The 20,073-nt window shown below is 30.7% G+C and carries 26 protein-coding genes, 1 other RNA gene and 6 pseudogenes; all 33 read left to right on the forward strand.

Annotation, left to right across the window (positions count from 1 at the left end):
- The first annotated feature begins 9 nt into the window (after positions 1 to 9).
- The 33 genes and pseudogenes from rpsC (at position 10) to DJ007_RS12995 (ending at position 20,068) form a co-directional block, all read left to right on the forward strand.
- Positions 10 to 642, forward strand: a complete 633-nt coding sequence (rpsC, locus tag DJ007_RS12840; protein ID WP_129409939.1) for a 30S ribosomal protein S3 — start codon at positions 10 to 12, stop codon at positions 640 to 642.
- A gap of 22 nt (positions 643 to 664) precedes the next feature.
- Positions 665 to 1,129 (forward strand): 50S ribosomal protein L16, encoded by a 465-nt coding sequence (rplP, locus tag DJ007_RS12845; RefSeq protein ID WP_129409940.1) that lies wholly within the window; start codon positions 665 to 667, stop codon positions 1,127 to 1,129.
- Complete coding sequence (gene rpmC, locus DJ007_RS12850) at positions 1,089 to 1,295, forward strand: 50S ribosomal protein L29 (protein ID WP_072864136.1); 207 nt, start codon at positions 1,089 to 1,091, stop codon at positions 1,293 to 1,295. Before rplP ends, rpmC begins: the two co-directional genes overlap by 41 nt.
- 6 nt (positions 1,296 to 1,301) lie before the next feature.
- Complete coding sequence (gene rpsQ, locus DJ007_RS12855) at positions 1,302 to 1,640, forward strand: 30S ribosomal protein S17 (RefSeq protein WP_129409941.1); 339 nt, start codon at positions 1,302 to 1,304, stop codon at positions 1,638 to 1,640.
- Positions 1,603 to 1,970 (forward strand): annotated as a pseudogene (gene rplN, locus DJ007_RS12860) (50S ribosomal protein L14). Before rpsQ ends, rplN begins: the two are co-directional and overlap by 38 nt.
- 9 nt (positions 1,971 to 1,979) lie before the next feature.
- On the forward strand, positions 1,980 to 2,297 hold the full coding sequence (gene rplX, locus DJ007_RS12865) for a 50S ribosomal protein L24 (RefSeq protein WP_129409942.1): 318 nt from the start codon (positions 1,980 to 1,982) through the stop codon (positions 2,295 to 2,297).
- 17 nt (positions 2,298 to 2,314) lie between these two features.
- Entirely contained in the window at positions 2,315 to 2,869 is a 555-nt protein-coding gene (gene rplE, locus DJ007_RS12870; protein WP_129409943.1) for a 50S ribosomal protein L5, read from the forward strand.
- 14 nt (positions 2,870 to 2,883) lie between these two features.
- A complete protein-coding gene (locus DJ007_RS12875; protein ID WP_129409944.1) occupies positions 2,884 to 3,069 on the forward strand; it encodes a type Z 30S ribosomal protein S14 in 186 nt (61 codons plus the stop codon).
- A gap of 13 nt (positions 3,070 to 3,082) precedes the next feature.
- Positions 3,083 to 3,487: a 30S ribosomal protein S8 gene (rpsH, locus tag DJ007_RS12880; protein ID WP_129409945.1), complete on the forward strand. Its 405-nt coding sequence runs from the start codon at positions 3,083 to 3,085 to the stop codon at positions 3,485 to 3,487.
- Between the two features lie 14 nt (positions 3,488 to 3,501).
- On the forward strand, positions 3,502 to 4,056 hold the full coding sequence (gene rplF / locus DJ007_RS12885) for a 50S ribosomal protein L6 (RefSeq protein ID WP_129409946.1): 555 nt from the start codon (positions 3,502 to 3,504) through the stop codon (positions 4,054 to 4,056).
- Positions 4,057 to 4,070: 14 nt separating this feature from the next.
- Positions 4,071 to 4,433, forward strand: a complete 363-nt coding sequence (gene rplR / locus DJ007_RS12890) for a 50S ribosomal protein L18 (protein ID WP_129409947.1) — start codon at positions 4,071 to 4,073, stop codon at positions 4,431 to 4,433.
- 17 nt (positions 4,434 to 4,450) lie between these two features.
- Positions 4,451 to 4,984 (forward strand): 30S ribosomal protein S5, encoded by a 534-nt coding sequence (gene rpsE, locus DJ007_RS12895; protein WP_129409948.1) that lies wholly within the window; start codon positions 4,451 to 4,453, stop codon positions 4,982 to 4,984.
- Positions 4,985 to 4,989: 5 nt separating this feature from the next.
- The gene (gene rpmD, locus DJ007_RS12900) at positions 4,990 to 5,175 is read left to right on the forward strand and encodes a 50S ribosomal protein L30 (protein WP_129409949.1); all 186 of its coding nucleotides are present in this window, start codon (positions 4,990 to 4,992) and stop codon (positions 5,173 to 5,175) included.
- Between the two features lie 12 nt (positions 5,176 to 5,187).
- Positions 5,188 to 5,643 (forward strand): 50S ribosomal protein L15, encoded by a 456-nt coding sequence (gene rplO, locus DJ007_RS12905; RefSeq protein WP_129409950.1) that lies wholly within the window; start codon positions 5,188 to 5,190, stop codon positions 5,641 to 5,643.
- Between the two features lie 20 nt (positions 5,644 to 5,663).
- Positions 5,664 to 6,982: pseudogene (gene secY / locus DJ007_RS12910) on the forward strand (preprotein translocase subunit SecY).
- A pseudogene (locus DJ007_RS12915) lies at positions 6,921 to 7,579 on the forward strand (adenylate kinase). The pseudogenes secY and DJ007_RS12915 overlap by 62 nt, the downstream one beginning before the upstream one ends.
- A pseudogene (map, locus tag DJ007_RS20895) lies at positions 7,576 to 8,326 on the forward strand (type I methionyl aminopeptidase). The pseudogenes DJ007_RS12915 and map overlap by 4 nt, the downstream one beginning before the upstream one ends.
- Before the next feature lie 11 nt (positions 8,327 to 8,337).
- Positions 8,338 to 8,595, forward strand: a complete 258-nt coding sequence (gene infA / locus DJ007_RS12925) for a translation initiation factor IF-1 (RefSeq protein WP_129409951.1) — start codon at positions 8,338 to 8,340, stop codon at positions 8,593 to 8,595.
- 4 nt (positions 8,596 to 8,599) lie between these two features.
- Positions 8,600 to 8,716 (forward strand): 50S ribosomal protein L36, encoded by a 117-nt coding sequence (rpmJ, locus tag DJ007_RS12930; protein ID WP_047265664.1) that lies wholly within the window; start codon positions 8,600 to 8,602, stop codon positions 8,714 to 8,716.
- A 22-nt stretch (positions 8,717 to 8,738) separates the two neighbouring features.
- On the forward strand, positions 8,739 to 9,107 hold the full coding sequence (rpsM, locus tag DJ007_RS12935) for a 30S ribosomal protein S13 (protein ID WP_129409952.1): 369 nt from the start codon (positions 8,739 to 8,741) through the stop codon (positions 9,105 to 9,107).
- A 15-nt stretch (positions 9,108 to 9,122) separates the two neighbouring features.
- Positions 9,123 to 9,506: a 30S ribosomal protein S11 gene (gene rpsK, locus DJ007_RS12940; protein WP_129409953.1), complete on the forward strand. Its 384-nt coding sequence runs from the start codon at positions 9,123 to 9,125 to the stop codon at positions 9,504 to 9,506.
- 21 nt (positions 9,507 to 9,527) lie between these two features.
- Entirely contained in the window at positions 9,528 to 10,157 is a 630-nt protein-coding gene (gene rpsD, locus DJ007_RS12945; protein ID WP_129409954.1) for a 30S ribosomal protein S4, read from the forward strand.
- A gap of 90 nt (positions 10,158 to 10,247) precedes the next feature.
- A complete protein-coding gene (locus tag DJ007_RS12950; RefSeq protein WP_129409955.1) occupies positions 10,248 to 11,303 on the forward strand; it encodes a DNA-directed RNA polymerase subunit alpha in 1,056 nt (351 codons plus the stop codon).
- 5 nt (positions 11,304 to 11,308) lie between these two features.
- Positions 11,309 to 11,725: a 50S ribosomal protein L17 gene (rplQ, locus tag DJ007_RS12955; RefSeq protein ID WP_129409956.1), complete on the forward strand. Its 417-nt coding sequence runs from the start codon at positions 11,309 to 11,311 to the stop codon at positions 11,723 to 11,725.
- A 335-nt stretch (positions 11,726 to 12,060) separates the two neighbouring features.
- The gene (rho, locus tag DJ007_RS12960) at positions 12,061 to 13,317 is read left to right on the forward strand and encodes a transcription termination factor Rho (protein ID WP_165974182.1); all 1,257 of its coding nucleotides are present in this window, start codon (positions 12,061 to 12,063) and stop codon (positions 13,315 to 13,317) included.
- 15 nt (positions 13,318 to 13,332) lie between these two features.
- Complete coding sequence (locus tag DJ007_RS19480; RefSeq protein WP_129409958.1) at positions 13,333 to 13,518, forward strand: alpha/beta hydrolase; 186 nt, start codon at positions 13,333 to 13,335, stop codon at positions 13,516 to 13,518.
- Positions 13,519 to 13,571: 53 nt separating this feature from the next.
- Positions 13,572 to 14,081 (forward strand): serine aminopeptidase domain-containing protein, encoded by a 510-nt coding sequence (locus DJ007_RS12970; protein WP_276318791.1) that lies wholly within the window; start codon positions 13,572 to 13,574, stop codon positions 14,079 to 14,081.
- A gap of 34 nt (positions 14,082 to 14,115) precedes the next feature.
- Complete coding sequence (locus DJ007_RS12975) at positions 14,116 to 15,999, forward strand: methyl-accepting chemotaxis protein (RefSeq protein WP_240739617.1); 1,884 nt, start codon at positions 14,116 to 14,118, stop codon at positions 15,997 to 15,999.
- A 59-nt stretch (positions 16,000 to 16,058) separates the two neighbouring features.
- Complete coding sequence (locus DJ007_RS18325) at positions 16,059 to 16,319, forward strand: hypothetical protein (protein ID WP_240739618.1); 261 nt, start codon at positions 16,059 to 16,061, stop codon at positions 16,317 to 16,319.
- Between the two features lie 270 nt (positions 16,320 to 16,589).
- Positions 16,590 to 17,685: pseudogene (locus tag DJ007_RS12980) on the forward strand (amidohydrolase).
- Positions 17,667 to 18,574 (forward strand): annotated as a pseudogene (mnmL, locus tag DJ007_RS20900) (tRNA modification radical SAM protein MnmL/YtqA). The pseudogenes DJ007_RS12980 and mnmL overlap by 19 nt, the downstream one beginning before the upstream one ends.
- Positions 18,575 to 18,647: 73 nt before the next feature.
- Positions 18,648 to 18,968, forward strand: an RNA gene (rnpB, locus tag DJ007_RS12990) — RNase P RNA component class A.
- 119 nt (positions 18,969 to 19,087) lie between these two features.
- Entirely contained in the window at positions 19,088 to 20,068 is a 981-nt protein-coding gene (locus DJ007_RS12995; RefSeq protein WP_129409960.1) for a hypothetical protein, read from the forward strand.
- Positions 20,069 to 20,073 lie beyond the last annotated feature (5 nt).

The raw sequence follows: 20,073 nt of genomic DNA on the forward strand, positions 1-20,073 counted from the left end.
GGAATGTCCGTGGGTCAAAAAGTACATCCATATGGATTTAGGTTAGGAATATCAAAACCATGGAAAGCTAATTGGTTTAGTGAAGATAATTATGCAGAATTTCTAAAAGAAGATTTAAAAATAAGAGATTATATAAAGAATAAATACTATGAAGCAGGAATTGGAGATATTTTAATTGAAAGACCATCTTCAACACAAATAAATATTACAATAAAAGCAGTAAGAGTTGGAATAATCATCGGAAGAAAAGGTGTAGAAATTCAAGGATTAAAGAAAGAAATTGAAAAAATGGTTAATGATAGGAATGTAAGAATAAATATTGATGAAATTAGAAACCCTCAAGTAAATGCATTGTTAATTGCTGAAAATATTTCAGCACAAATATTAAAAAGAGCTTCTTATAAAAGAGCTATGAAAAGAGCTATATCAGCTGCTTTAAAGAAGGGTGCAAAAGGAATTAAAATTATGGTTTCTGGAAGACTTAACGGTGCTGAAATTGCTAGAACTGAATGGTATATGGAAGGAAGATTACCTTTACAAACCTTAAGATCAGATATTGATTATGGAACTGCTGAAGCACAAACATTGTCTGGAACAATCGGAATCAAAGTATGGGTTTATAAAGGCGACACTCAGTTATGAACTAAAGGAGGGCGTGATGTAAATGTTAATGCCAAAAAGATATAAATATAGAAAGATACAAAGAGGTAAAATGAAGGGTAATGCCAAAGGTGGAACATTAGTTGACTTTGGCGAATGGGGTTTAAAAGCTCTTGAGCCAGCTTTAATAACTTCACAACAAATTGAAGCATGTAGGTTAGCAATGGTTAGAACATTAAAAAGAAATGGTAAAATCTGGATAAAAATATTCCCTGACAAACCAATAACTTCAAAAGGAATCGGAACAAGAATGGGTAAAGGTAAAGGTGATGTAGAAGGATGGACAGCAGTAGTAAAACCAGGAAAAGTATTATTTGAAATTGCTGGAACTTCCGAAGAATTAGCAAAAGAAGCATTAGAATACGCAGCAACTAAATTACCTATCAAAACAAAAATAGTACCCAGGTACCACATAAGGGGGAAGCAAAATGAAGAAACAAGTAGCAGAATTAATCAACTTAACAGATGATGAATTAAAAGCAAAATTAGAAGAGTCCAAGAAAAAATTATTTGAAATGAGATTTCAACATGAATTAGGTCAAATAAAAAATACTGCTTCCATAAAGATGGTAAGAAGAGACATAGCTAGAATAAAAACAATTCTCAGACAAAGGGAATTGGGTATAAGGAGGTAATGAGTAATGCCTAAAAAAACATTAATAGGCGAAGTTGTTAGCGACAAAATGGACAAAACTGTTGTTGTCAAGGTTGAAAGAAAAATAAAACATCCTATATATAAAAAATTCGTTAAAAAGTCAAAAAAATTCCATGCTCATGATGAAAATAATGAATGTGGTTTGGGAGATATTGTAGAAATCGAAGAAACAAAACCATATTCAAAAACAAAAACATGGAAGGTTATAAGGATTGTTGAAAAGAATATTTTTGCGGAAAAAAATAATGAAACACCCGAAACAGTGGAAGAAGTTGGGGTGACGCATAATGATCCAGGCCGAAAGTTACTTAAGAGCAGCAGATAATTCAGGAGCAAAAGTTTTAAGAGTAATAAGAGTTTTAGGCGGATTTCACAAATCAGTAGGTACAATAGGAGATGTAGTAGTTTGTTCTGTTAGGGAAGCAATTCCACACACAGATATAAAAAAAGGTCAAGTAGTAAAAGCTGTAGTTGTAAGAACAAAAAAGAAATAAGAAGAAAAGATGGTTCTCACATAAGATTTGATGAAAATGCAGCGGTTTTAATTGATAAAAACAATATGCCTGTTGGTACACGTGTGTTTGGACCAATTGCTAGAGAAGTAAGAGAAGCCGGTTATACAAAAATAGCATCTCTTGCACAAGAAGTATGGTGAGGTGAGAGCATGAAAGTAAAAAAGGGTGATTTAGTTAAAGTAATTTCTGGTAAAGATAAAGGTAAAGAAGGTAGAGTTTTAAGAGTAATTCCTAAATTAAATAAAGTCATCGTTGAGAATGTAAATATAGTAAAAAAGCATCAAAGACCAACTCAACAATTAAGAGAAGGTGGAATTATTGAACAACCTTCACCAATTCATGCAAGTAAAGTTATGGTTGTTTGTCCAAGTTGTGGCAAGCCAACAAGAGTTGGATACAGATTCTTAGAAGAAGGTAGAAAAGTAAGAATTTGTAGAAAATGTAACGAAATTATAGATAAGGTTTAATGAGGGAGGAATAGATTATGAGATATGAATACATTCCATTAAAAGAAGAGTATGAAAAAGAAGTAGTTCCAGCCCTCATGAAAGAATTTGGATATAAAAACATTCATGAAGTTCCAAAAATCGTTAAAATAGTTGTAAATATGGGTATTGGCGAGGGCGCTAGGAATGCTGACGTTGTTGAAAAACACGCTCAAGAATTGTCTTTAATTACAGGTCAAAAGGCTGTAGTTACAAGAGCAAAAAAGAGTGTTGCTAACTTCAAATTAAGAGAAGGTATGCCTATTGGTGCAAAAGTTACATTGAGAAATGTAAAAATGTATAATTTCTTATTTAAATTAATAAATATAATTTTTCCAAAATTAAGAGACTTTAGAGGTATGAATCCTAATAGTTTTGATGGAAGAGGAAATTATACATTTGGTTTAACAGAACAATTAGTATTTCCAGAATTAAAACCTGATCAAGTAAAAAGAGTTCAGGGTATGGATATTACTATCGTAACTACTGCAAAGACAGATGAGGAAGCAAGAAAACTCCTTCAATTAATGGGCTTCCCTTTCAAGAGAGATTAAGGAGGAGGTAAATAATGGCAAAGAAATCAATGGTTGCTAGGTGGAGAAAACCTAAAAAATATAAAACAAGAGAATATTCAAGATGTATAGTTTGTGGAAGACCTAGAGCTGTATATAGAGAATTTGGTTTATGTAGAGTATGTTTCAGGAAATTAGCCTTGGAAGGAAAATTACCAGGCGTTAAAAAGGCAAGTTGGTAAGGAGGGAATCTTAATGTGGAGTGATCCCGTAGCAGATATGCTTACAAGAATAAGAAATGCAAATCTTGTTATGAAAGAAAGTGTAGAAATTCCAGCATCAAACTTAAAAAGAAATATAGCTGAAATATTAAAAAGAGAAGGTTACATTAAAGATTATAAATTTATTGAAGATGGAAAACAAGGAATATTAAAAATTCAATTAAAATATAAAGGTGACAGAAAAAATAAACAACACGTTATACACAGCATCATCAGGGTTTCAAAACCTGGTAGAAGAATATATGTTTCTAAAGATAAAATTCCAGTAGTAAAAGGTGGAATGGGTATATCAATAATTTCAACTTCAAAAGGTGTTCTTACCGACAAAGAAGCAAGAGAACTTGGAGTCGGTGGAGAATTAATTTGTTACGTTTGGTAGGAGGTGCTGAATAAATGTCACGTATATCAAAAAATCCAATAGATATACCAAATGGAGTAGAAGTGACAATTAACGATAATTTAATTAAAGTTAAAGGTCCAAAAGGAGAATTAACTCAAGAATATTTACCATATGTTAAATTTGTAATTGAAGATAATAAAATAAAAGTTGAAGGAAACGAAACTTCGATGAAGAGAAAAAGTGATGCAAAAAGAATAAATATGTTTCAAGGAACTTATGCATCATTGTTAAAAAATATGATTAAAGGCGTAACAGAAGGTTTTTCTAAAGAATTAGAAATAATAGGTATTGGTTATAGAGCGGCAATGCAAGGTTCTAAATTAGTATTACAATTAGGATATTCTCACCCAATTGAATACCTTCCACCTGAAGGAATAACAATTGAAGTACCAGCACCAAACAAAGTAATAGTTAAAGGAATTGATAAATATTTAGTTGGTGAAGTTGCTGCAAAGATTAAGAGATTTAGAAAACCAAATGTATATTCAGGAAAAGGTATCAAATATGTTGGTGAGGTAATTATCAGAAAACAAGGTAAGAAAGTTTAAGGGAGGCTGACCAGATGATTAAACCCATCCAAAAGAAAAAATTAAGAAGAAAAAGACATTTAAGGGTTAGAAGAAAAGTTTTTGGAACTCCTGAAAGACCAAGAATGGCAGTTTTCAAGAGCAATAAACATATATACGTTCAAATTATAGATGACACAAAAGGTCATACAATAGCAGCTGCTTCTACTGTAGATAAAGATTTCAAATTAGAAAAAACATGGAATATTGAAGCTGCTAAAGAAGTTGGAAAATTAATTGCTAAAAAAGCTTTAGAAAAAGGAGTATCAAAAGTATCATTTGATAGAGGCGGCTTCAAATATCATGGAAAGATAAAAGCATTAGCTGATGCTGCACGTGAAGCAGGTCTTGACTTTTAAGGAGGTGTAGACAGGAAATGGCCTTAGATAAAAATTTAATGGCTTCAGCAGCTGCTGAAGAGTTTGAAGAAAGAATAATAGAAATTAGGAGAGTTACAAAGGTTACTACAGGTGGAAAAAATATCTCATTTAGGGTTGTAGCTGTAGTAGGAAATAGAAATGGAAAAGTTGGAGTAGGAAGTGGAAATGCAAGAGAAGTCCCACAAGCAATTAGAAAAGCAATACAAAATGCAAAGAAAAATATGATAGAAGTTCCTGTAAAAAATGGAACTATTCCTCATGAAGTACTTGGAAGACAGGATGCTTCAAAAGTTCTTTTAAAACCAGCAGGACCAGGTACTGGTATTATAGCTTCTGCAGCAGTTCGTGCTGTTGTTGAGTTAGCAGGAGTTCATAATATCCTTTCAAAAGCTTTAGGTTCAACAACAGCAATTAACTTATCTAAAGCTACTTTGAATGGATTAAAAGAATTAAAATCACCAAAAGAATATGCAGAACTCAGAGACTTGAGTGTTACAAAGGTATTCCAAGGTGCCCATAAGGAGGGATAAGAGAAATGGCTAAATTAAAAATAAAACTTATAAGAGGAAGAGCGGGAAAAAATTATAGACAACTCGCCACCTTAGATGCCTTAGGGTTAAGAAAGCCAAATCAAGAAGTAATAAAAGAAGATAGACCAGAAATAAGAGGTATGATAACAAAAGTACAACATCTCGTGAAGGTTGAAGAAATTGAAGAATGAGGGGTAGCAAATATGTCTCTTAAAATATCAGACTTAAAACCCGCCGAAGGATCAAGAAAAGTTGCTAAGAGAACCGGAAGAGGTTGGAGCTCAGGGTTAGGAAAAACAGGTGGAAAAGGTCATAAAGGTCAAAAGTCAAGAGGTAAAGGAAAAGTAAGACCAAGCTTTGAAGGTGGTCAAACACCTTTGTTTAGAAGAATACCAAAATATGGATTCACAAATGCTCCATTTAAGAAAGTTTATGCAGAAGTAAATATTTCTGTATTAGAAAGTAAATTTGAAGCAAATGAAGAAGTGACACCAGAAAAATTATTAGAGAAGAAAATAATTAAGAAAATAAAAGACGGTGTTAAAGTATTAGGAAATGGTGAATTAACAAAACCATTAAAAGTTAAAGCACATGCATTTAGTAAAAAAGCACAAGAAAAAATCGAATCAGCCGGCGGAAGTGTCGAGGTGATTCAGTAATGAAGGAAGCATTTAAAAATATGTGGAAGATCCCGGAACTCCGGGATCGTATTATATTTACATTATTAGCTTTAATTGCTTTTAGAGTGGGTATATACATTCCTATACCAGGAATAGACTTGGCAAGATGGGAAGGCTTTATAGCTGGTTTAGGCGGAACATCACAGGGACTTATTAGTTTTTTTGATGTATTTACTGGTGGATCATTAAAAAGATTTTCTATTTTTGTTTTAAGTGTAACTCCTTATATTAATGCATCAATTATTTTACAATTATTAGCTTCAGTAATACCAAGTTTGAAAGAAATGTTAAAAGAAGGGAAGAGGGTAGAAAAAGATTTGGAAAATTAACAAGACAGGTTACATTAGGTCTTGCTTTACTTCAAGGATTTTTCTTATCTTTGGGAGTTGCAAATTACAGATCTCCTAATTTGAATTACTTTATTTTTGTATTAATAGCAACATCATCTATAGTAGCTGGTACAATGTTCTTATTATGGTTGGGTGAAATGATAACAGAAAAAGGTATTGGTAATGGTATTTCTGTGTTGATTTTTGCTGGTATTGTTTCCAGATTCCCACAATATATAGCAAGTGGTTTAGTAGGAAGATTAAGCGTATTCGAATGGGTAATATTAATTATTGTCGCAATAGCTGTAGTAATAGGCACAGTATATTTACAAACTTCTGAAAGAAGAATTAATGTTCAATATGCCAAAAGAGTTGTTGGAAACAAAATTTATGGTGGTGCTTCAACATATATACCTATAAAGGTTAATGGTGGAGGAGTTTTACCAATTATCTTTGCTTCAGCAATAATGACATTGCCTTCAATGTTAGCAACGGCAACAGGAGCTCAATGGGTTAGCAGATGGTTTGGATATGGAACACCAATATATTTAATCATTTATGCATTATTAATTTTCTTCTTTGCTTATTTCTATAATTCAGTTGTTATTGATCCAAATGATATATCAGAAAATATAAAAAAATATGGTGGATTTATTCCAGGAATTAGGCCTGGAAAACCAACATCAGATTATATAACAAAAACTATGATGAGAGTAACCTTTATAGGTGCATTGTTCTTAGTGGTAATTTCATTATTACCATATATTATTAGAAGTGCATCAGGAGTTAATATCTGGATTGGTGGTACATCGGCACTTATTGCAGTTGGTGTTTCCTTAGATATAATGCAACAAATCGAAGCTCATATGATCACAAGACAATACGAAGGCTTTATGAAGAAAGGGAAACTCCGCGGAGGAGATAATTATGTCAAAACTAAATTTATTATTTTTTGGGCCTCCTGGAGCTGGAAAAGGTACAATAGCTAAAGAAGTATCTAAAAAATATGGTATTCCTCATATTTCTACAGGGATATGTTGAGAGAAGCTGTAGCTTCAGGTAGTGAACTTGGTAAAAAGGTAAAATCTATTTTAGACAGTGGTCAATTGGTTTCAGATGATATTATGTTAGATGTCATAAAAGATAGATTAAGTAAAAATGATGTTGAAAAAGGATTTATTTTAGACGGTTATCCAAGAACTCTTCCTCAAGCAGAAGCATTGGAAAAAATATTAGATGAAATGAATAATCCTATTACGGGAATAATTTATCTTGAAGTAGATGAAGAAACAGTTGTAAGAAGAATTACATCACGAAGAATATGTCCAAAATGCGGAAAAATCTATAACATAATCACTTTAAAACCAAAAGTAGAAAACAAATGTGATGTATGTGGAGCTGAATTAATTCAAAGAGACGACGATAAAGAAGATGTAGTAAGAGATAGATACAATGTTTATATGGAGAAAACATATCCTGTAATCGAATTTTATAAAAAATATAATCATTTCTTTACAGTAGACGGTAGTGGAACGGTAGAAATAGTTACAAAAGAAGTGTTTAATATATTGGAAGGGATAATATGATTTTAATAAAAACACAATCTGAAGTTGATAAGATGAGGCGAGCTGGTAGGCAGCTCGCTATCCTCTTTGAGAAAATAAAAGATTTAGTTGTTGAAGGTTCAAATGCATATGAAGTTGAAAAATTTGTAAACAGCTATATGAAAGAAAAAGGTTTTATTCCAACATTTAAAGGATATGGTGGATTCCCTTATGCAACATGTATTTCAATGAATGAAGAAATTGTACACGGTTTTCCATTAAAAGAAAAAATTTTTAAAAACGGGATATTGTATCAATAGATATGGACTAACCTTAGATGGATATATAGCAGATGCAGCAAGAACATTTATAATAGGTGAAGTAAGTGAAAAAGTAAAAAAATTAGTAGAAATTACTGAAAAATCGTTTTGGATTGGGATTGAACAAGCTATTCCAGGAAATAGGATAGGAGATATCGGCAATGCAATTCAAACTTATGTAGAATCTTTTGGTTTTTCTATTATTAAAGAATATGTTGGTCATGGTGTGGGAAGAAAGTTACATGAAGACCCACAAATACCAAATTATGGTCAAAAAGGTAAAGGTCCTTTAATTAGGGAAAGGATGACTTTTGCTGTTGAACCTATGGTTTCTATGGGAGATTGGAAAGTAGAAGTGTTAGAGGATGGTTGGACAGCAGTTACTGCAGATAATTCTTTAGCAGCGCATTATGAAAATACGTTTGTAGTAACTAAGGATGGTCCAGAAGTATTAACAATATTAGATTAGCCCGAGAGGTGATGATCGTGGCAAAGAAAGATGATGTAATTGTAATGGAAGGTCATATTGTTGAATCTTTACCAAATGCTACTTTCAGAGTAGAATTGGATAATGGACATATGATTTTAGCACATATTTCAGGCAAGATGAGAAAGAATTTTATAAGATTAGTACCTGGAGATAGAGTAATAGTTGAAGTATCAATTTATGATTTAAATAGAGGTAGAATAATACGTAGAGAGAGAATTAAAAGAAATCCAAGTAACGAGGAGGAATGAGCAAATGAAAGTAAGAGCCTCAGTAAAAAAGAGATGTGAACACTGTAGAGTTATTAGAAGAAAAGGCAGAGTATGGGTAGTTTGTTCCAAAAATCCTAAGCATAACCAAAGACAAGGATAATTTTTAAAGGAGGGAAATTTGAATGCCACGTATTTTGGGTGTTGAAGTACCAAATAACAAGAAGTTATTCATTGCTCTTACATACATTTATGGTATAGGAAAACATAGAGCAATGGAAATTTTAGAAGCAACAGGCGTTGACCCTGATAAAAGGGCAAAAGAATTAACAGATGATGAAATTAGTAAGATAACACATTATATCAATGAGCATTATCTTGTTGAAGGTGAATTAAGACAGGAAGTTCAAAAAAGTATTGCAAGGTTAATAGAAATTGGATCATACAGAGGGTATAGACATAAAAATGGATTACCAGTTAGAGGTCAAAAGACTCATTCAAATGCAAGAACAAGAAAAGGTCCAAGACCTTCAAAAATCGGTAAGAAAAAGTAATAAGGAGGTTTAGCTATGGCTAGAAGAACAAGTCAAAAGAAAAAGAAGATTTCTCTTGAAAAAGCAGTTGTACATATTCAATCCACATTTAATAATACGATTATTACATTGACAGATCCATCAGGAAATGCTTTATTTTGGGCAAGCGGTGGAACAGCTGGTTTTTCAGGAACAAAAAAAGGAACACCATATGCTTCACAGTTAGCAGCAGATAAAGTTGCAAAAGAAGCTTTAAAATATGGTGTGAAAAGATTAGACGTTTATGTAAAAGGACCAGGTGCTGGAAGGGAATCAGCAATAAGAACTTTACAAGCTGCAGGTTTGGTAATTGAGAATATTAAAGATAAAACTCCAATACCTCATAACGGTTGTAGACCAAAGAAAAGAAAAGGAATGTAAGGCCAAAGAGGAGGGAATGTAATGGCAAGATATATAGGATCTCTTTGTAAACTTTGTAGAAGAGAAGGATTTAAATTATATTTAAAAGGTGAAAGATGTTATACAGATAAATGTGCTCTTGCAAGAAGACCATATGCACCAGGACAACACGGAAAACAAACAAAGAAACCTACACAATATGGATTACAATTGAGGGCAAAACAAGCTTTAAAAAGAATTTATGGTATATTAGAAAGACAATTTAGAAGATATTTTGAAGAAGCATCCAGAAAAGAAGGTAACACAGGAGAAAATTTAATGAGAATATTAGAAACAAGATTAGATAATGTTGTATATCAAATGGGATATGCTGTAAATAGAAGAACAGCAAGACAATTAGTAAGACATGGACATTTCTTAGTAAATGGTAGAAAAGTAGATATACCATCATATAGGGTAAAACCAGGAGATGTTATTGAAGTGAAAGAAAAAAGTAGATCAATTTTACCAATTAAACAGGGAATTGAATTAGCTCAAAAAGCAAATAAAAGATTAGATTGGATAGAAGTAGACTACAATGCATTTAAAGGTTCTTTCTTAAGATTACCTATTTTAGATGAAATGGAAGTACCTGTAGATTTACAAGCTATTATCGAGCTTTACTCAAAATAATATTTATGACTATTTTGATTATCGCAAAAACGCGCCTAACAAAAAGAAAGGGGTGCACTCCAATTTAGAGAAGCTAAATTGGGGTAATGAATGGAATTTGTAAAACCAGAAAAAATGATATTGGAAACTTTGGAAGAATCGGAAGAATTGGAATACAAATATGGAAGATTTGTCTTGTCGCCTTTAGAAAGAGGATATGCAGTTACAATAGGTAACGCATTAAGAAGAGTATTATTATCCTCAATACCAGGATTAGCTATTACCAGTATTAGAATTCCTGGAAAATTGCATGAATTTGATGTAATGGAAGGCGTTCAAGAGGATATTTTAGAAATTACAGTTAATCTAAAAAAAGTTGAATTAAAGGTTTTAGACTTTGATAATATTAGTAATTTAAAAGAACCTATAGTTTTAAGAATAGATAAAATGGGTCCTTCTGAAATTAAAGCAGGAGATATAATTACACCAGCAGGTATTGAAGTTGCGAACCCAGAATTGAAAATTGCAACAATGAATGCAGCTAAAAAATTTGAAATGGAATTATATGCAACAATTGGAAAAGGATTTGTATCAACTTCAGAAATGGATCTTTCTAAAGATATAGAATATATCTATATTGATGGAGTTTATAGCCCAGTTATAAGAGTTAATTATTTAACAGAGAATGTTCGTGTTGGTAAAAGAACTGACTATGATAAATTAATTTTAGAAATTTGGACAAAGAAATCTATTGATCCAAAAGAAGCTTTAGTTAAAGCAACTAAGATATTAATAGAACACTTTAACATTATATATGCTTCCTGGAGAGAAGATTTGGCTGGTTTAGAGGAAAATCCACCAGTAATTGAAGCTGGGGAATCCCTCTTATCTGAAGAAAAACCAGCTTCTCCTGAAGTTGAAGAAGAATTTAAAAATATTAATATTGAAATATTAGAAACAAAAATAGATGAACTTGATTTAAGCAAGAGAGCTAAAAATTGTTTAAAAAGAGAAAAAATACATACAGTTAGAGACATCCTTAAAAAGGATCCAGAAGAATTAATGAAAATTAAGAATTTTGGAAAAAAATCATTAGATGAAATTCGAAAAGAATTACAAGAAAAATTCCAATTGGATTATGATGAGATCCAGAAGGGAGGAGCCTAAGTATTATGAGACATAGAGTAAAGATAAATAAATTAAGCAGATATGCTTCACATAGGAATGCTTTATTGAAAAATTTAGCCAGAGAAGTATTTGAACATGGAAGCATTATAACTACTACAGCAAAAGCAAAAGCTGTTAGACCATTAGTTGAAAAAATATTAACAAAAGCTATTGAAGCTAAAGAAACTGATAATAAAGATAGAAGTGTCGCATTAAGAAGACAAATAAACAGGTATTTTAATGACAAAAGATTTACAAATAAAGTAGTAGATGAAGTTGCTAAGGTATTTATAGATGCAAATAGGAAAAGTGGTTATACAAGAATATTAAAAATAGGTTTCAGAAGAGGCGATGCAGCAGAGTTATCCTTATTACAATTAGTAGAAAATATAGAAAAGAAAGAAGAAAATACAGAAAATTAATAAAAACTAAAAAAGCCCCGAAATTTTCGGGGCTTTTTCTCAATATTGAAAAAACTTTTTAAATAAAAAAATTAATAAAAACTAAAAAAATTCCCGAGTTCTTCGGGATTTTTTTAGTTAAAATGTGGTATAATATTTTTATACTAAAACGAGGTCTTCCACAGTTCTTCTAAGATAACTACAATAATTAATAAACTTTTCCTGAAAAATTTTAATAGTCTACACATAGATTAAAAGCATATCAAAAATATTGATATTAAATACAATGAGGTGGTAATGTGAGTGAAAACAATAGAGATATAAAGAAGGATGAAATAATTCCTGTAGAAATTGATATGGGAAAATTAAATCAGATGTCAAGAAGGCAGTTGTATAATTTAGCAAGAAAATACGGAATTGAAAATTACTCTGTTCTTACAGATCATGAATTAAAATTTAAAATTCTAAGTAAACAAACAGAATCATTTGGATATTTTTTTCATGAAGGAGTATTAGAAATTCTTCCAGATGGTTATGGGTTTTTAAGAAATACTCATAATTCATTATTAAATGGTAATGATGATGTATACGTATCTCAATCTCAAATTAGAAGATTCAATCTTTCTACAGGGGATATAGTTGCTGGCCAGGTAAGACCACCAAAAGAAGGTGAAAAATTTTTTGCATTATTACGTGTAGAAGCAGTTAATTATCAGGCTCCAGAGCAGGCCAGAGATAGAATTTCTTTTGAAAACCTTACTCCAGTTTATCCAAATGAAAGACTTCAATTGGAATGTGAAAAATCACCAATTAGTTCAAGAATTATAGATATATTTTCTCCAATAGGTAAAGGTCAAAGAGGATTAATAGTTGCGCCACCTAAAGCAGGGAAGACCACATTGTTAAAAGATATTGCAAATTCTATTGCAAAAAACAATCCAGAAACTAAAAGGATAGTGTTGTTAATAGATGAAAGACCAGAAGAAGTTACTGATATAAGAGAAACAGTAGATGCGGAAGTTATAGCAGCTCCATTTGATATGGATCCACATAATCAAATAAAAGTTGCAGAAATGACATTAAATATGGCAAAAAGACTTGTTGAATTTGGGCATGACGTTATAATCCTTATGGATTCACTAACAAGATTAGCTCGCGCATACAATCTTTATGTCCCACCAAGTGGGAAATTGTTAAGTGGAGGTGTAGATCCGTCAGCTTTAACTTTTCCGAAAAAATTTTTTGGAGCCGCAAGGAGGATTAGAGAAGGTGGAAGTTTAACAATATTGGCTACAGCACTTATAGAAACAGGTTCAAAGATGGACGAAGTAATATTTGAAGAGTTTAAAGGAACAGGAAATATGGAATTAATTTTATCGAGAGAGTTAGCTAATAAGAGAATATTCCCGGCAATAGATGTGAAGTTATCAGGTACAAGAAAAGAAGAATTATTATTTACTAAAGATGAGTTAAGATATTCATGGATTTTAAGAAATTGGTTGAATAATTTGACTACAGAAGAGGCATTAATGGAGATATTTAGACTTATGAGAAAATATGAAAATAATAAAAAATTATTTAAAGAAATTGAAAAACAAAAATTTATAGATTAGTAAATTAAGGGGGGAATGATGTTTTTAAAAAGATTTAAAAAGATAGAAAATCCTAAAAAAACATTTGTAATTGTTCATGGACTTGGAGAACATTCAGGTAGATATAAATTTTTGATTGATAAATTATTGAATATGGATTATGAAGTAATAACCTTTGACCTGCCTGGGCATGGATTAGGAGAAGGTAAAAGGGATATATAAAAGATTTTTATAAGATATATGAATATATAAAAGAAATAACTCCAGAAAAATTCATACTATTTGGTCATAGTATGGGTGGATTAATAGCATTAAGATATACAGAATATTCAGATAAGAAACCAGAAAAATTAATATTATCTTCTCCAGCCGTTGGAAAATTATATACGCCATTTCAAAAAATTTTATTGAATACTATAGGCTTAATTGGCGCATTAACTATTAAAAATGGTATAGATCCAAAAGATTTGTGCCATGATGATAAAGCAATAAAAGAGTATCTTGAGGATCCTTTAGTACATAATAAAATAGCTTTTAGAACAGCAAAACAATTATTTGCTGAAGCAGAAATAGCATTAAAAGAAGCCGAAAATATAGATTTACCAGTACTGCTTCAATATGGCGAAATTGATAAAGTAATTAGCGTTGAAAATTGTAATGAATTGGCAGAAAAACTCAGAACATTGGTCATACAAAAACATAGATATGCTAAACATGAAATTTTTAATGAACCTAAATATAAAGACAAATATATTTCAAATATTTTAGAATTTATAGAAAAATAAATATTTTGAATGCTATTTTCAGGGAGGGAGAAATATGAAAATTAATGGAAAAATTCTAACTTTAGTGTTTATTTTATTGTTTTCTTCATTTACAATTTTTTTCTTGATAAGCGTTAGTCAATCACAAACAGCACTTAAGGAGAGCTTTATAAATAAATTAATTGTTGCAAGAGATTCAAAAATAGTATTTTTAGAGAAAACATTATCTGATGTAAAAAAAGACATAGAATATTTTTCTGAGTTACCAGTTATTGTAGAAAATTTAAATGATATGTTTGGTGAAGAAGATTTTTCAAAAAGTTTAGGGAGTTTTGATAAATATTTAAAATATTTAAAAGAAGTTTATCATGAAAAAAATCCATATAAAAATAGAGAAAAATTGGATAATATTTTTTACGATGATAATTTTGATCAAAGTAAAGTTAATCCCGATGCACTTGATGAATTATATCAGTATAATTCAATTCATGAAAAACTAAATCCTTTACTTAGAAAACTTATATTAACTAAACCAATATATTATGATGTTTTTTATATAACATCAGATGGTTATGTATTATATTCAACCAGAAAAAACAAAGAATTTGGAACAAATATAGAAACAGGTGAATATAAAAATACAAGTTTAGGAGATTTATATAAAACTTTAAAGAATTCTAATGATAATAAAGTGCATTTTTCGGATATAAAATATTATACAGCTGGTGATGAAGAACATGGTTTTTTTGCTGGAAAATGTATAGTGTACAATGATGAAAAAATAGGTTATTTAATTGTTTATATAAAAAATGAAGCATTTGATAAAGTATTACAGGATAAAAATGGAATGGGAAAAACAGGTATAACATATGTCGTGGGCCGTGACAAAATAATGAGAAGTAATTTGCCAGATCAGGAAACAATATTAAAGCAAAAAGTGGAAACCGATTATGTAGATAAAGCTTTGAATGGAAAAACAGGTTGGGAAATATCAACTAATTTCAAAGGTGAAAAAGTATTGGCTGCATATGCACCTTTTAAGTTTGAAGAAATAAATTGGGCATTTGTCTCTGAAGTTTCAGTAAAAGAAGCTCTTGAAGCATCATTACGAATAAGAAATATATTGATGGTTACAACAACAATAATATTAATAATTGCAATAATAATATCCTTATTTTTCTCAAAGAAAATATCAAAACCATTGATGGAATTAAGTAAGAAAGTAGATAAATTCGCAACAGGAGATTTTACAGTAAAGTTTGAATCAAAAGGGAAAGATGAAACAGCTATAATCGCGAACTCATTGAAAAACATGGCCAATAATCTAAGCGAAACAGTAAAATGGTTATTAGAAGCAGGTAAAAAAATAGAGAATTCATCAGAGATATTAACAACAGTATCAGAAAAGACAATGAGTGCAAATGAAGATGTATTAGAAAAAGCAAGAGTAATAGAAGACAATGCAGAAAATGCAGCAGCAACGACAGAAGAATTAACCTCAGGTGTAAGTGAAGTATCAACAGCAGCACAAAATGTATCAGCAAATGCAGTAGAAATAGCGCAGGAAGTGAACGAGACAACGCAGCTAACAGAAGAAGGAGAAAAATCAATAACAGAAATAACAAAAATAATAGATCAAGCAGTAGAAAAATCAAAAGAAACAGAAAAGACCGTAGAAGTATTGGCAGAAAAAGCCAAAAACATAGGAGAAATAGTAGAAACAATAACAAATATAACAGAACAAACAAATTTATTAGCATTAAATGCAGCAATAGAAGCAGCAAGAGCAGGAGAAGCAGGAAAAGGATTTGCAGTAGTAGCAGATGAAATAAGGAAGTTAGCAGAAGAAAGCAAAAAGGCAACAGAGCAAATAGCGCAAATATTAACAGAAATAAAAGAAGGGCACAAAATGCAAACAAAGCAACAGAAGAGACAGTAAAAGTAATAAATGAAGTAGAAAACAATGCAGATAGTATAAAAGAAAAATTCCAGAAGATATTGGAAAGAGTAGAGAATATAAATCAAAGAATAGAAGGATTAACCGCCAGTGCGGAAGAACAAAGTGCATCAACAGAAGAAATGGCGGCAGCGAGCGATAAAACCGCACAAATGATTCTTGAAATATCCAATGAAATAACAGAAATAACAAAAGAAATAGAAGAAGAAAGTAAAGAAATTGGAAATGTGAATGAGAAAGCAGAAGAACTGGAAAAATTGGTGGATCAATTAAATGAAAAACTAAATCAATTTAAGATATAATAAAATTCCCTTGATTGGGGATTTTATTATAATATCAAAAAAAGTTAAAATAAAGGTGTTATAATAACAATGGGTGATAATCATGAGAAAACTCTTAAAAAATGGATATGTATTAATGAGTGCAGACGCGGATATAAAAAATTAGATATTTTAATTGAAGAAGATAAAATATTAGAAATTGCAGAAGAAATAAATACAGATGAAGAAATTTTTGATATGACAGATAAATTAATAATGCCAGGATTTATAAATACACATTCTCATTTAGCGATGAGTCTTTTCAGAGGAATTGGTGATGATTTATTATTACAAGATTGGTTATTTAATGAAATGTTTCCTCGTGAAGATTTATTAAATGATGAATTAACCTATTATGGTTCTTTGGTATCAATTCTTGAAATGTTAGCTAAAGGTGTAACTACTGTAGTAGACATGTACCTTTTATGAAGGGAACAGCTGAAGCAGTAAAAGATACTGGAATTAGAGCTTTTTTAACAAGAGGACTGGGATATGATAATGATAATGGATGGAAAAAGAGAATTGATGAAACCATTTATTTATTTGAAAATTATCATAACAAATATAATATAAAGGTAGGATTTGGGCCGCATGCTCCATATACATGTCCAATGGATAAACTAGAAGAAGTTGCAGAATTAGCGAAAAAATACGAAACCTTTGTAACTATTCATTTATATGAATCAAAAAATGAAAGAGAAATGTATACATTTAGAGATTTAGAAAAAACAGGATTATTTAAAAACAATGTAATAGCTGCTCACTGTGTTCATGTAGATGAAAAAGACATAAAAATACTTTCGAAAAACGAGATAACAGTAGCCCACAATCCATCAAGCAATTTAAAATTAGGAAATGGAATAGCTCCTATATTGAAAATGTTAGATCATGAAGTGAATATAACTCTTGGAACAGATGGTGCAGCAAGCAATAATACATTAAACTTATGGAAGAAATGAGAATAGCGACATTATTGCAAAAAATGAATGGGCCCGAAAAATTTAAAACAGAAGAATCACTTAGAATGGTATGGGAAAATGGTGGTTATGCATTAAATGAAAAAATAGGTAGAATAGAAGAAAACTATCTTGCAGATTTAGCTGTTATAGATTTTAAATCTTTAGAATTTTATCCAAATGATTTGAGTCGAATAAAATCACATATAGTGTATTCTCCAGTAAATAAGGTTTATGCTACAATGATTGCAGGTGAATGGGTTTATTTTGATGGAAACTACCCTAAATTAAAAGAAAAAAATTATTATGAAAAATTTCATGATTTATACTTTAAACTTGAAAAGAAATTCAAGAGTAATAAAGGGAATGAAAAGTGTTATATAATAAATTAAGTGATTATTTGAAAAAAAAATATGGAGAAAGAGTGCAACGATTACCTATAAATGCAGGGTTTACATGTCCTAATAAAACTGGAATAAGAGGAAATGGTGGGTGCATATATTGTGAAGAAACTGGAAGTGGATTTGCTTCGCTTTCTCCTAAAACGCCAATAGCAGAACAAGTAAAATTTATGATGGAAAGATATAAAGGGAGAGCAAATAAATTTATGGCATATTTTCAATCTAATACTAATACATATGCTCCCCACATGTATTAAAAAAAATATATGATTCTGCTTTGATTGATGATAGAATAGTTATATTAGATATATCAACGAGACCAGATACAGTTGAAGATGAAAAATTAGATTTAATTGCAAGTTATAAAGAAAAGATGGATGTATATCTTGAATTTGGACTTCAAAGCGTTAACTATAATACATTGAAAATATTGAATAGAGGACATACATTGGCAGAATTTATAGATGCAGTAAATAGAGCTAAAAAAAGAAATATAGAAGTAATAGCTCATATGATAATAGATTTACCCTGGGATAATGAAGAGGATATAATAGAAGGAGCAAAAATATTATCAGCTTTAAATATAGATGGAGTAAAGTTGCATTCATTATATATTACAGAAAATACAGTATTGGGCAAATGTTCAAAAAAGGAGAAGTAAAACCTTTATCTTTAGAACAATTTATTAATAGAAATATATTATTTTTAGAGTATCTGAGTCCGGATATAGTCATACATCGCCTTGCCGCTGATCCGCCTAAAGAAGGAGTATTACATGGAAATTGGGAATGTCAAAAATAAAGATAATTAACTTATTGGAAAAGAAATGAGAAATAGAAATACATATCAAGGAAGATTATATAATTATCTTAATAGATAATTATATAATCTCAGATTGTAGACAAATTTATTTACCTATAAAGTATTTAAAAATAATTTAAAAATTACTTTTGATAAGTGGGCGATCGGTCGCATGGCAAAATACAATTTGTCATGAGGAAAGTCCGGACTCTAAGGGCAAGGTGCCGGTTAACTGCCGGAGGAGAGATCCTCGGAATAGGGCCATAGAAATGAAAACCGCCATTATTGGCAAGGGTGGAACGGTGAGGTAAGAGCTCACCAGCATCAGGGTAACCTGATGGCTTGGTAACCCCACCTTGAGCAAGGTCAAATAGGAAGGGTAAGCTTGCCGGCATGCTTATTAGCCCTTCCAGGTAGACCGCTTAGATAAATGACCGATATAACAGAATCCGGCTTATAGCCCACTTATTTTAAAACTTGATTTTAAAAATAAAAAGTTGTATAATATTAACAAGAAAAACATAATATTATTTTCTTTTTTAGACGATAAGTAAATGAATAAAGATTAAAATTTTTGAAAGTGAGGGGTATTATGAAAAAAGCTTTTGTAGTATTGTTATTAATTAGTTTTTCTATTTTATCTTTTTCACAAATTGAACCATTATCACCGTGGAATAGAGATCTTAATGCAGCATTGATATCATGGTCAGCAAGAAATTTTATTGAATTGAGTGGAGGATTAAGCTCTGGAATAATTCAGGAAAGTCTTGATACTATTGAAGAAGCAGTTGATTTAAACTTATTAGGGAATGAAGGATATTATTATAATCTTGATGATTCAAATATTTTATCAAGAAACGTAAATGCTGGTATGTATGCAAAGTTAAAATTAGGAGTATTTGTATTAGCACCAGAGATTTCTATTTCTAACATTGATTGGCATGATTACTCTACATTAGATTATAGAAATGCATTATGGGTAAATGGTGGATTGCATATTGGATTAAAAGGAAAAGATTTTTCATTTGGAGGAACTATAAGAAGTAGTTTGCCTGTTTTTGATGTAATAAGAAGAAATAATGGAGAAGATTATACTTTAGTTACGGCGTTTCCTGATGAAAAGTATAATTTACCATATACATATTCATTACTTTATGATGGACCAGGAGATTTATTTGATCATATGGATACTTTAATGGATAAATTAATGAATAATGGTATTATTACTTTGGATGTTGGGTTTGTTGCTGGAAAAGATTATCCGGCAATAGGTTTTGGCGTAAAAAATATTCCAATAGCTGATGGCATAGGTATTTATAAATACGATGCTTATGCACATGTTGAATATAGTAAAGAAACTTTAGAATTTTCTTCTTTTGATTTAGTAAATGCTTCAAATGAAAGAATATGGTCTAAATTCAAACCCTGGAAAATGACATTTTTTATTACATTACCAATAATATTGGATTTTGTTCCTTCAATTGAATATGCTCCTAACACAGAAGATTTTACATGGGGAGTTGCAGCAGGAAAAAGATTGTTCTGGGAGTATTACCATTTTGGGCGGAAATAAAAAAT

The organism is Marinitoga lauensis, from assembly GCF_004135675.1.
Lineage (GTDB): Bacteria > Thermotogota > Thermotogae > Petrotogales > Petrotogaceae > Marinitoga > Marinitoga lauensis.

Bases quoted from the DNA above. Each gene is read 5' to 3' on its own strand.
- rplP (WP_129409940.1), top strand. From the start codon at position 665: ATGTTAATGCCAAAAAGATATAAATATAGAAAGATACAAAGAGGTAAA.
- rpmC (WP_072864136.1), top strand. From the start codon at position 1,089: ATGAAGAAACAAGTAGCAGAATTAATCAACTTAACAGATGATGAATTA.
- rpsQ (WP_129409941.1), top strand. From the start codon at position 1,302: ATGCCTAAAAAAACATTAATAGGCGAAGTTGTTAGCGACAAAATGGAC.
- rplX (WP_129409942.1), top strand. From the start codon at position 1,980: ATGAAAGTAAAAAAGGGTGATTTAGTTAAAGTAATTTCTGGTAAAGAT.
- rplE (WP_129409943.1), top strand. From the start codon at position 2,315: ATGAGATATGAATACATTCCATTAAAAGAAGAGTATGAAAAAGAAGTA.
- DJ007_RS12875 (WP_129409944.1), top strand. From the start codon at position 2,884: ATGGCAAAGAAATCAATGGTTGCTAGGTGGAGAAAACCTAAAAAATAT.
- rpsH (WP_129409945.1), top strand. From the start codon at position 3,083: ATGTGGAGTGATCCCGTAGCAGATATGCTTACAAGAATAAGAAATGCA.
- rplF (WP_129409946.1), top strand. From the start codon at position 3,502: ATGTCACGTATATCAAAAAATCCAATAGATATACCAAATGGAGTAGAA.
- rplR (WP_129409947.1), top strand. From the start codon at position 4,071: ATGATTAAACCCATCCAAAAGAAAAAATTAAGAAGAAAAAGACATTTA.
- rpsE (WP_129409948.1), top strand. From the start codon at position 4,451: ATGGCCTTAGATAAAAATTTAATGGCTTCAGCAGCTGCTGAAGAGTTT.
- rpmD (WP_129409949.1), top strand. From the start codon at position 4,990: ATGGCTAAATTAAAAATAAAACTTATAAGAGGAAGAGCGGGAAAAAAT.
- rplO (WP_129409950.1), top strand. From the start codon at position 5,188: ATGTCTCTTAAAATATCAGACTTAAAACCCGCCGAAGGATCAAGAAAA.
- infA (WP_129409951.1), top strand. From the start codon at position 8,338: ATGATCGTGGCAAAGAAAGATGATGTAATTGTAATGGAAGGTCATATT.
- rpmJ (WP_047265664.1), top strand. From the start codon at position 8,600: ATGAAAGTAAGAGCCTCAGTAAAAAAGAGATGTGAACACTGTAGAGTT.
- rpsM (WP_129409952.1), top strand. From the start codon at position 8,739: ATGCCACGTATTTTGGGTGTTGAAGTACCAAATAACAAGAAGTTATTC.
- rpsK (WP_129409953.1), top strand. From the start codon at position 9,123: ATGGCTAGAAGAACAAGTCAAAAGAAAAAGAAGATTTCTCTTGAAAAA.
- rpsD (WP_129409954.1), top strand. From the start codon at position 9,528: ATGGCAAGATATATAGGATCTCTTTGTAAACTTTGTAGAAGAGAAGGA.
- DJ007_RS12950 (WP_129409955.1), top strand. From the start codon at position 10,248: ATGGAATTTGTAAAACCAGAAAAAATGATATTGGAAACTTTGGAAGAA.
- rplQ (WP_129409956.1), top strand. From the start codon at position 11,309: ATGAGACATAGAGTAAAGATAAATAAATTAAGCAGATATGCTTCACAT.
- rho (WP_165974182.1), top strand. From the start codon at position 12,061: ATGGGAAAATTAAATCAGATGTCAAGAAGGCAGTTGTATAATTTAGCA.
- DJ007_RS19480 (WP_129409958.1), top strand. From the start codon at position 13,333: ATGATGTTTTTAAAAAGATTTAAAAAGATAGAAAATCCTAAAAAAACA.
- DJ007_RS12975 (WP_240739617.1), top strand. From the start codon at position 14,116: ATGAAAATTAATGGAAAAATTCTAACTTTAGTGTTTATTTTATTGTTT.
- DJ007_RS12995 (WP_129409960.1), top strand. From the start codon at position 19,088: ATGAAAAAAGCTTTTGTAGTATTGTTATTAATTAGTTTTTCTATTTTA.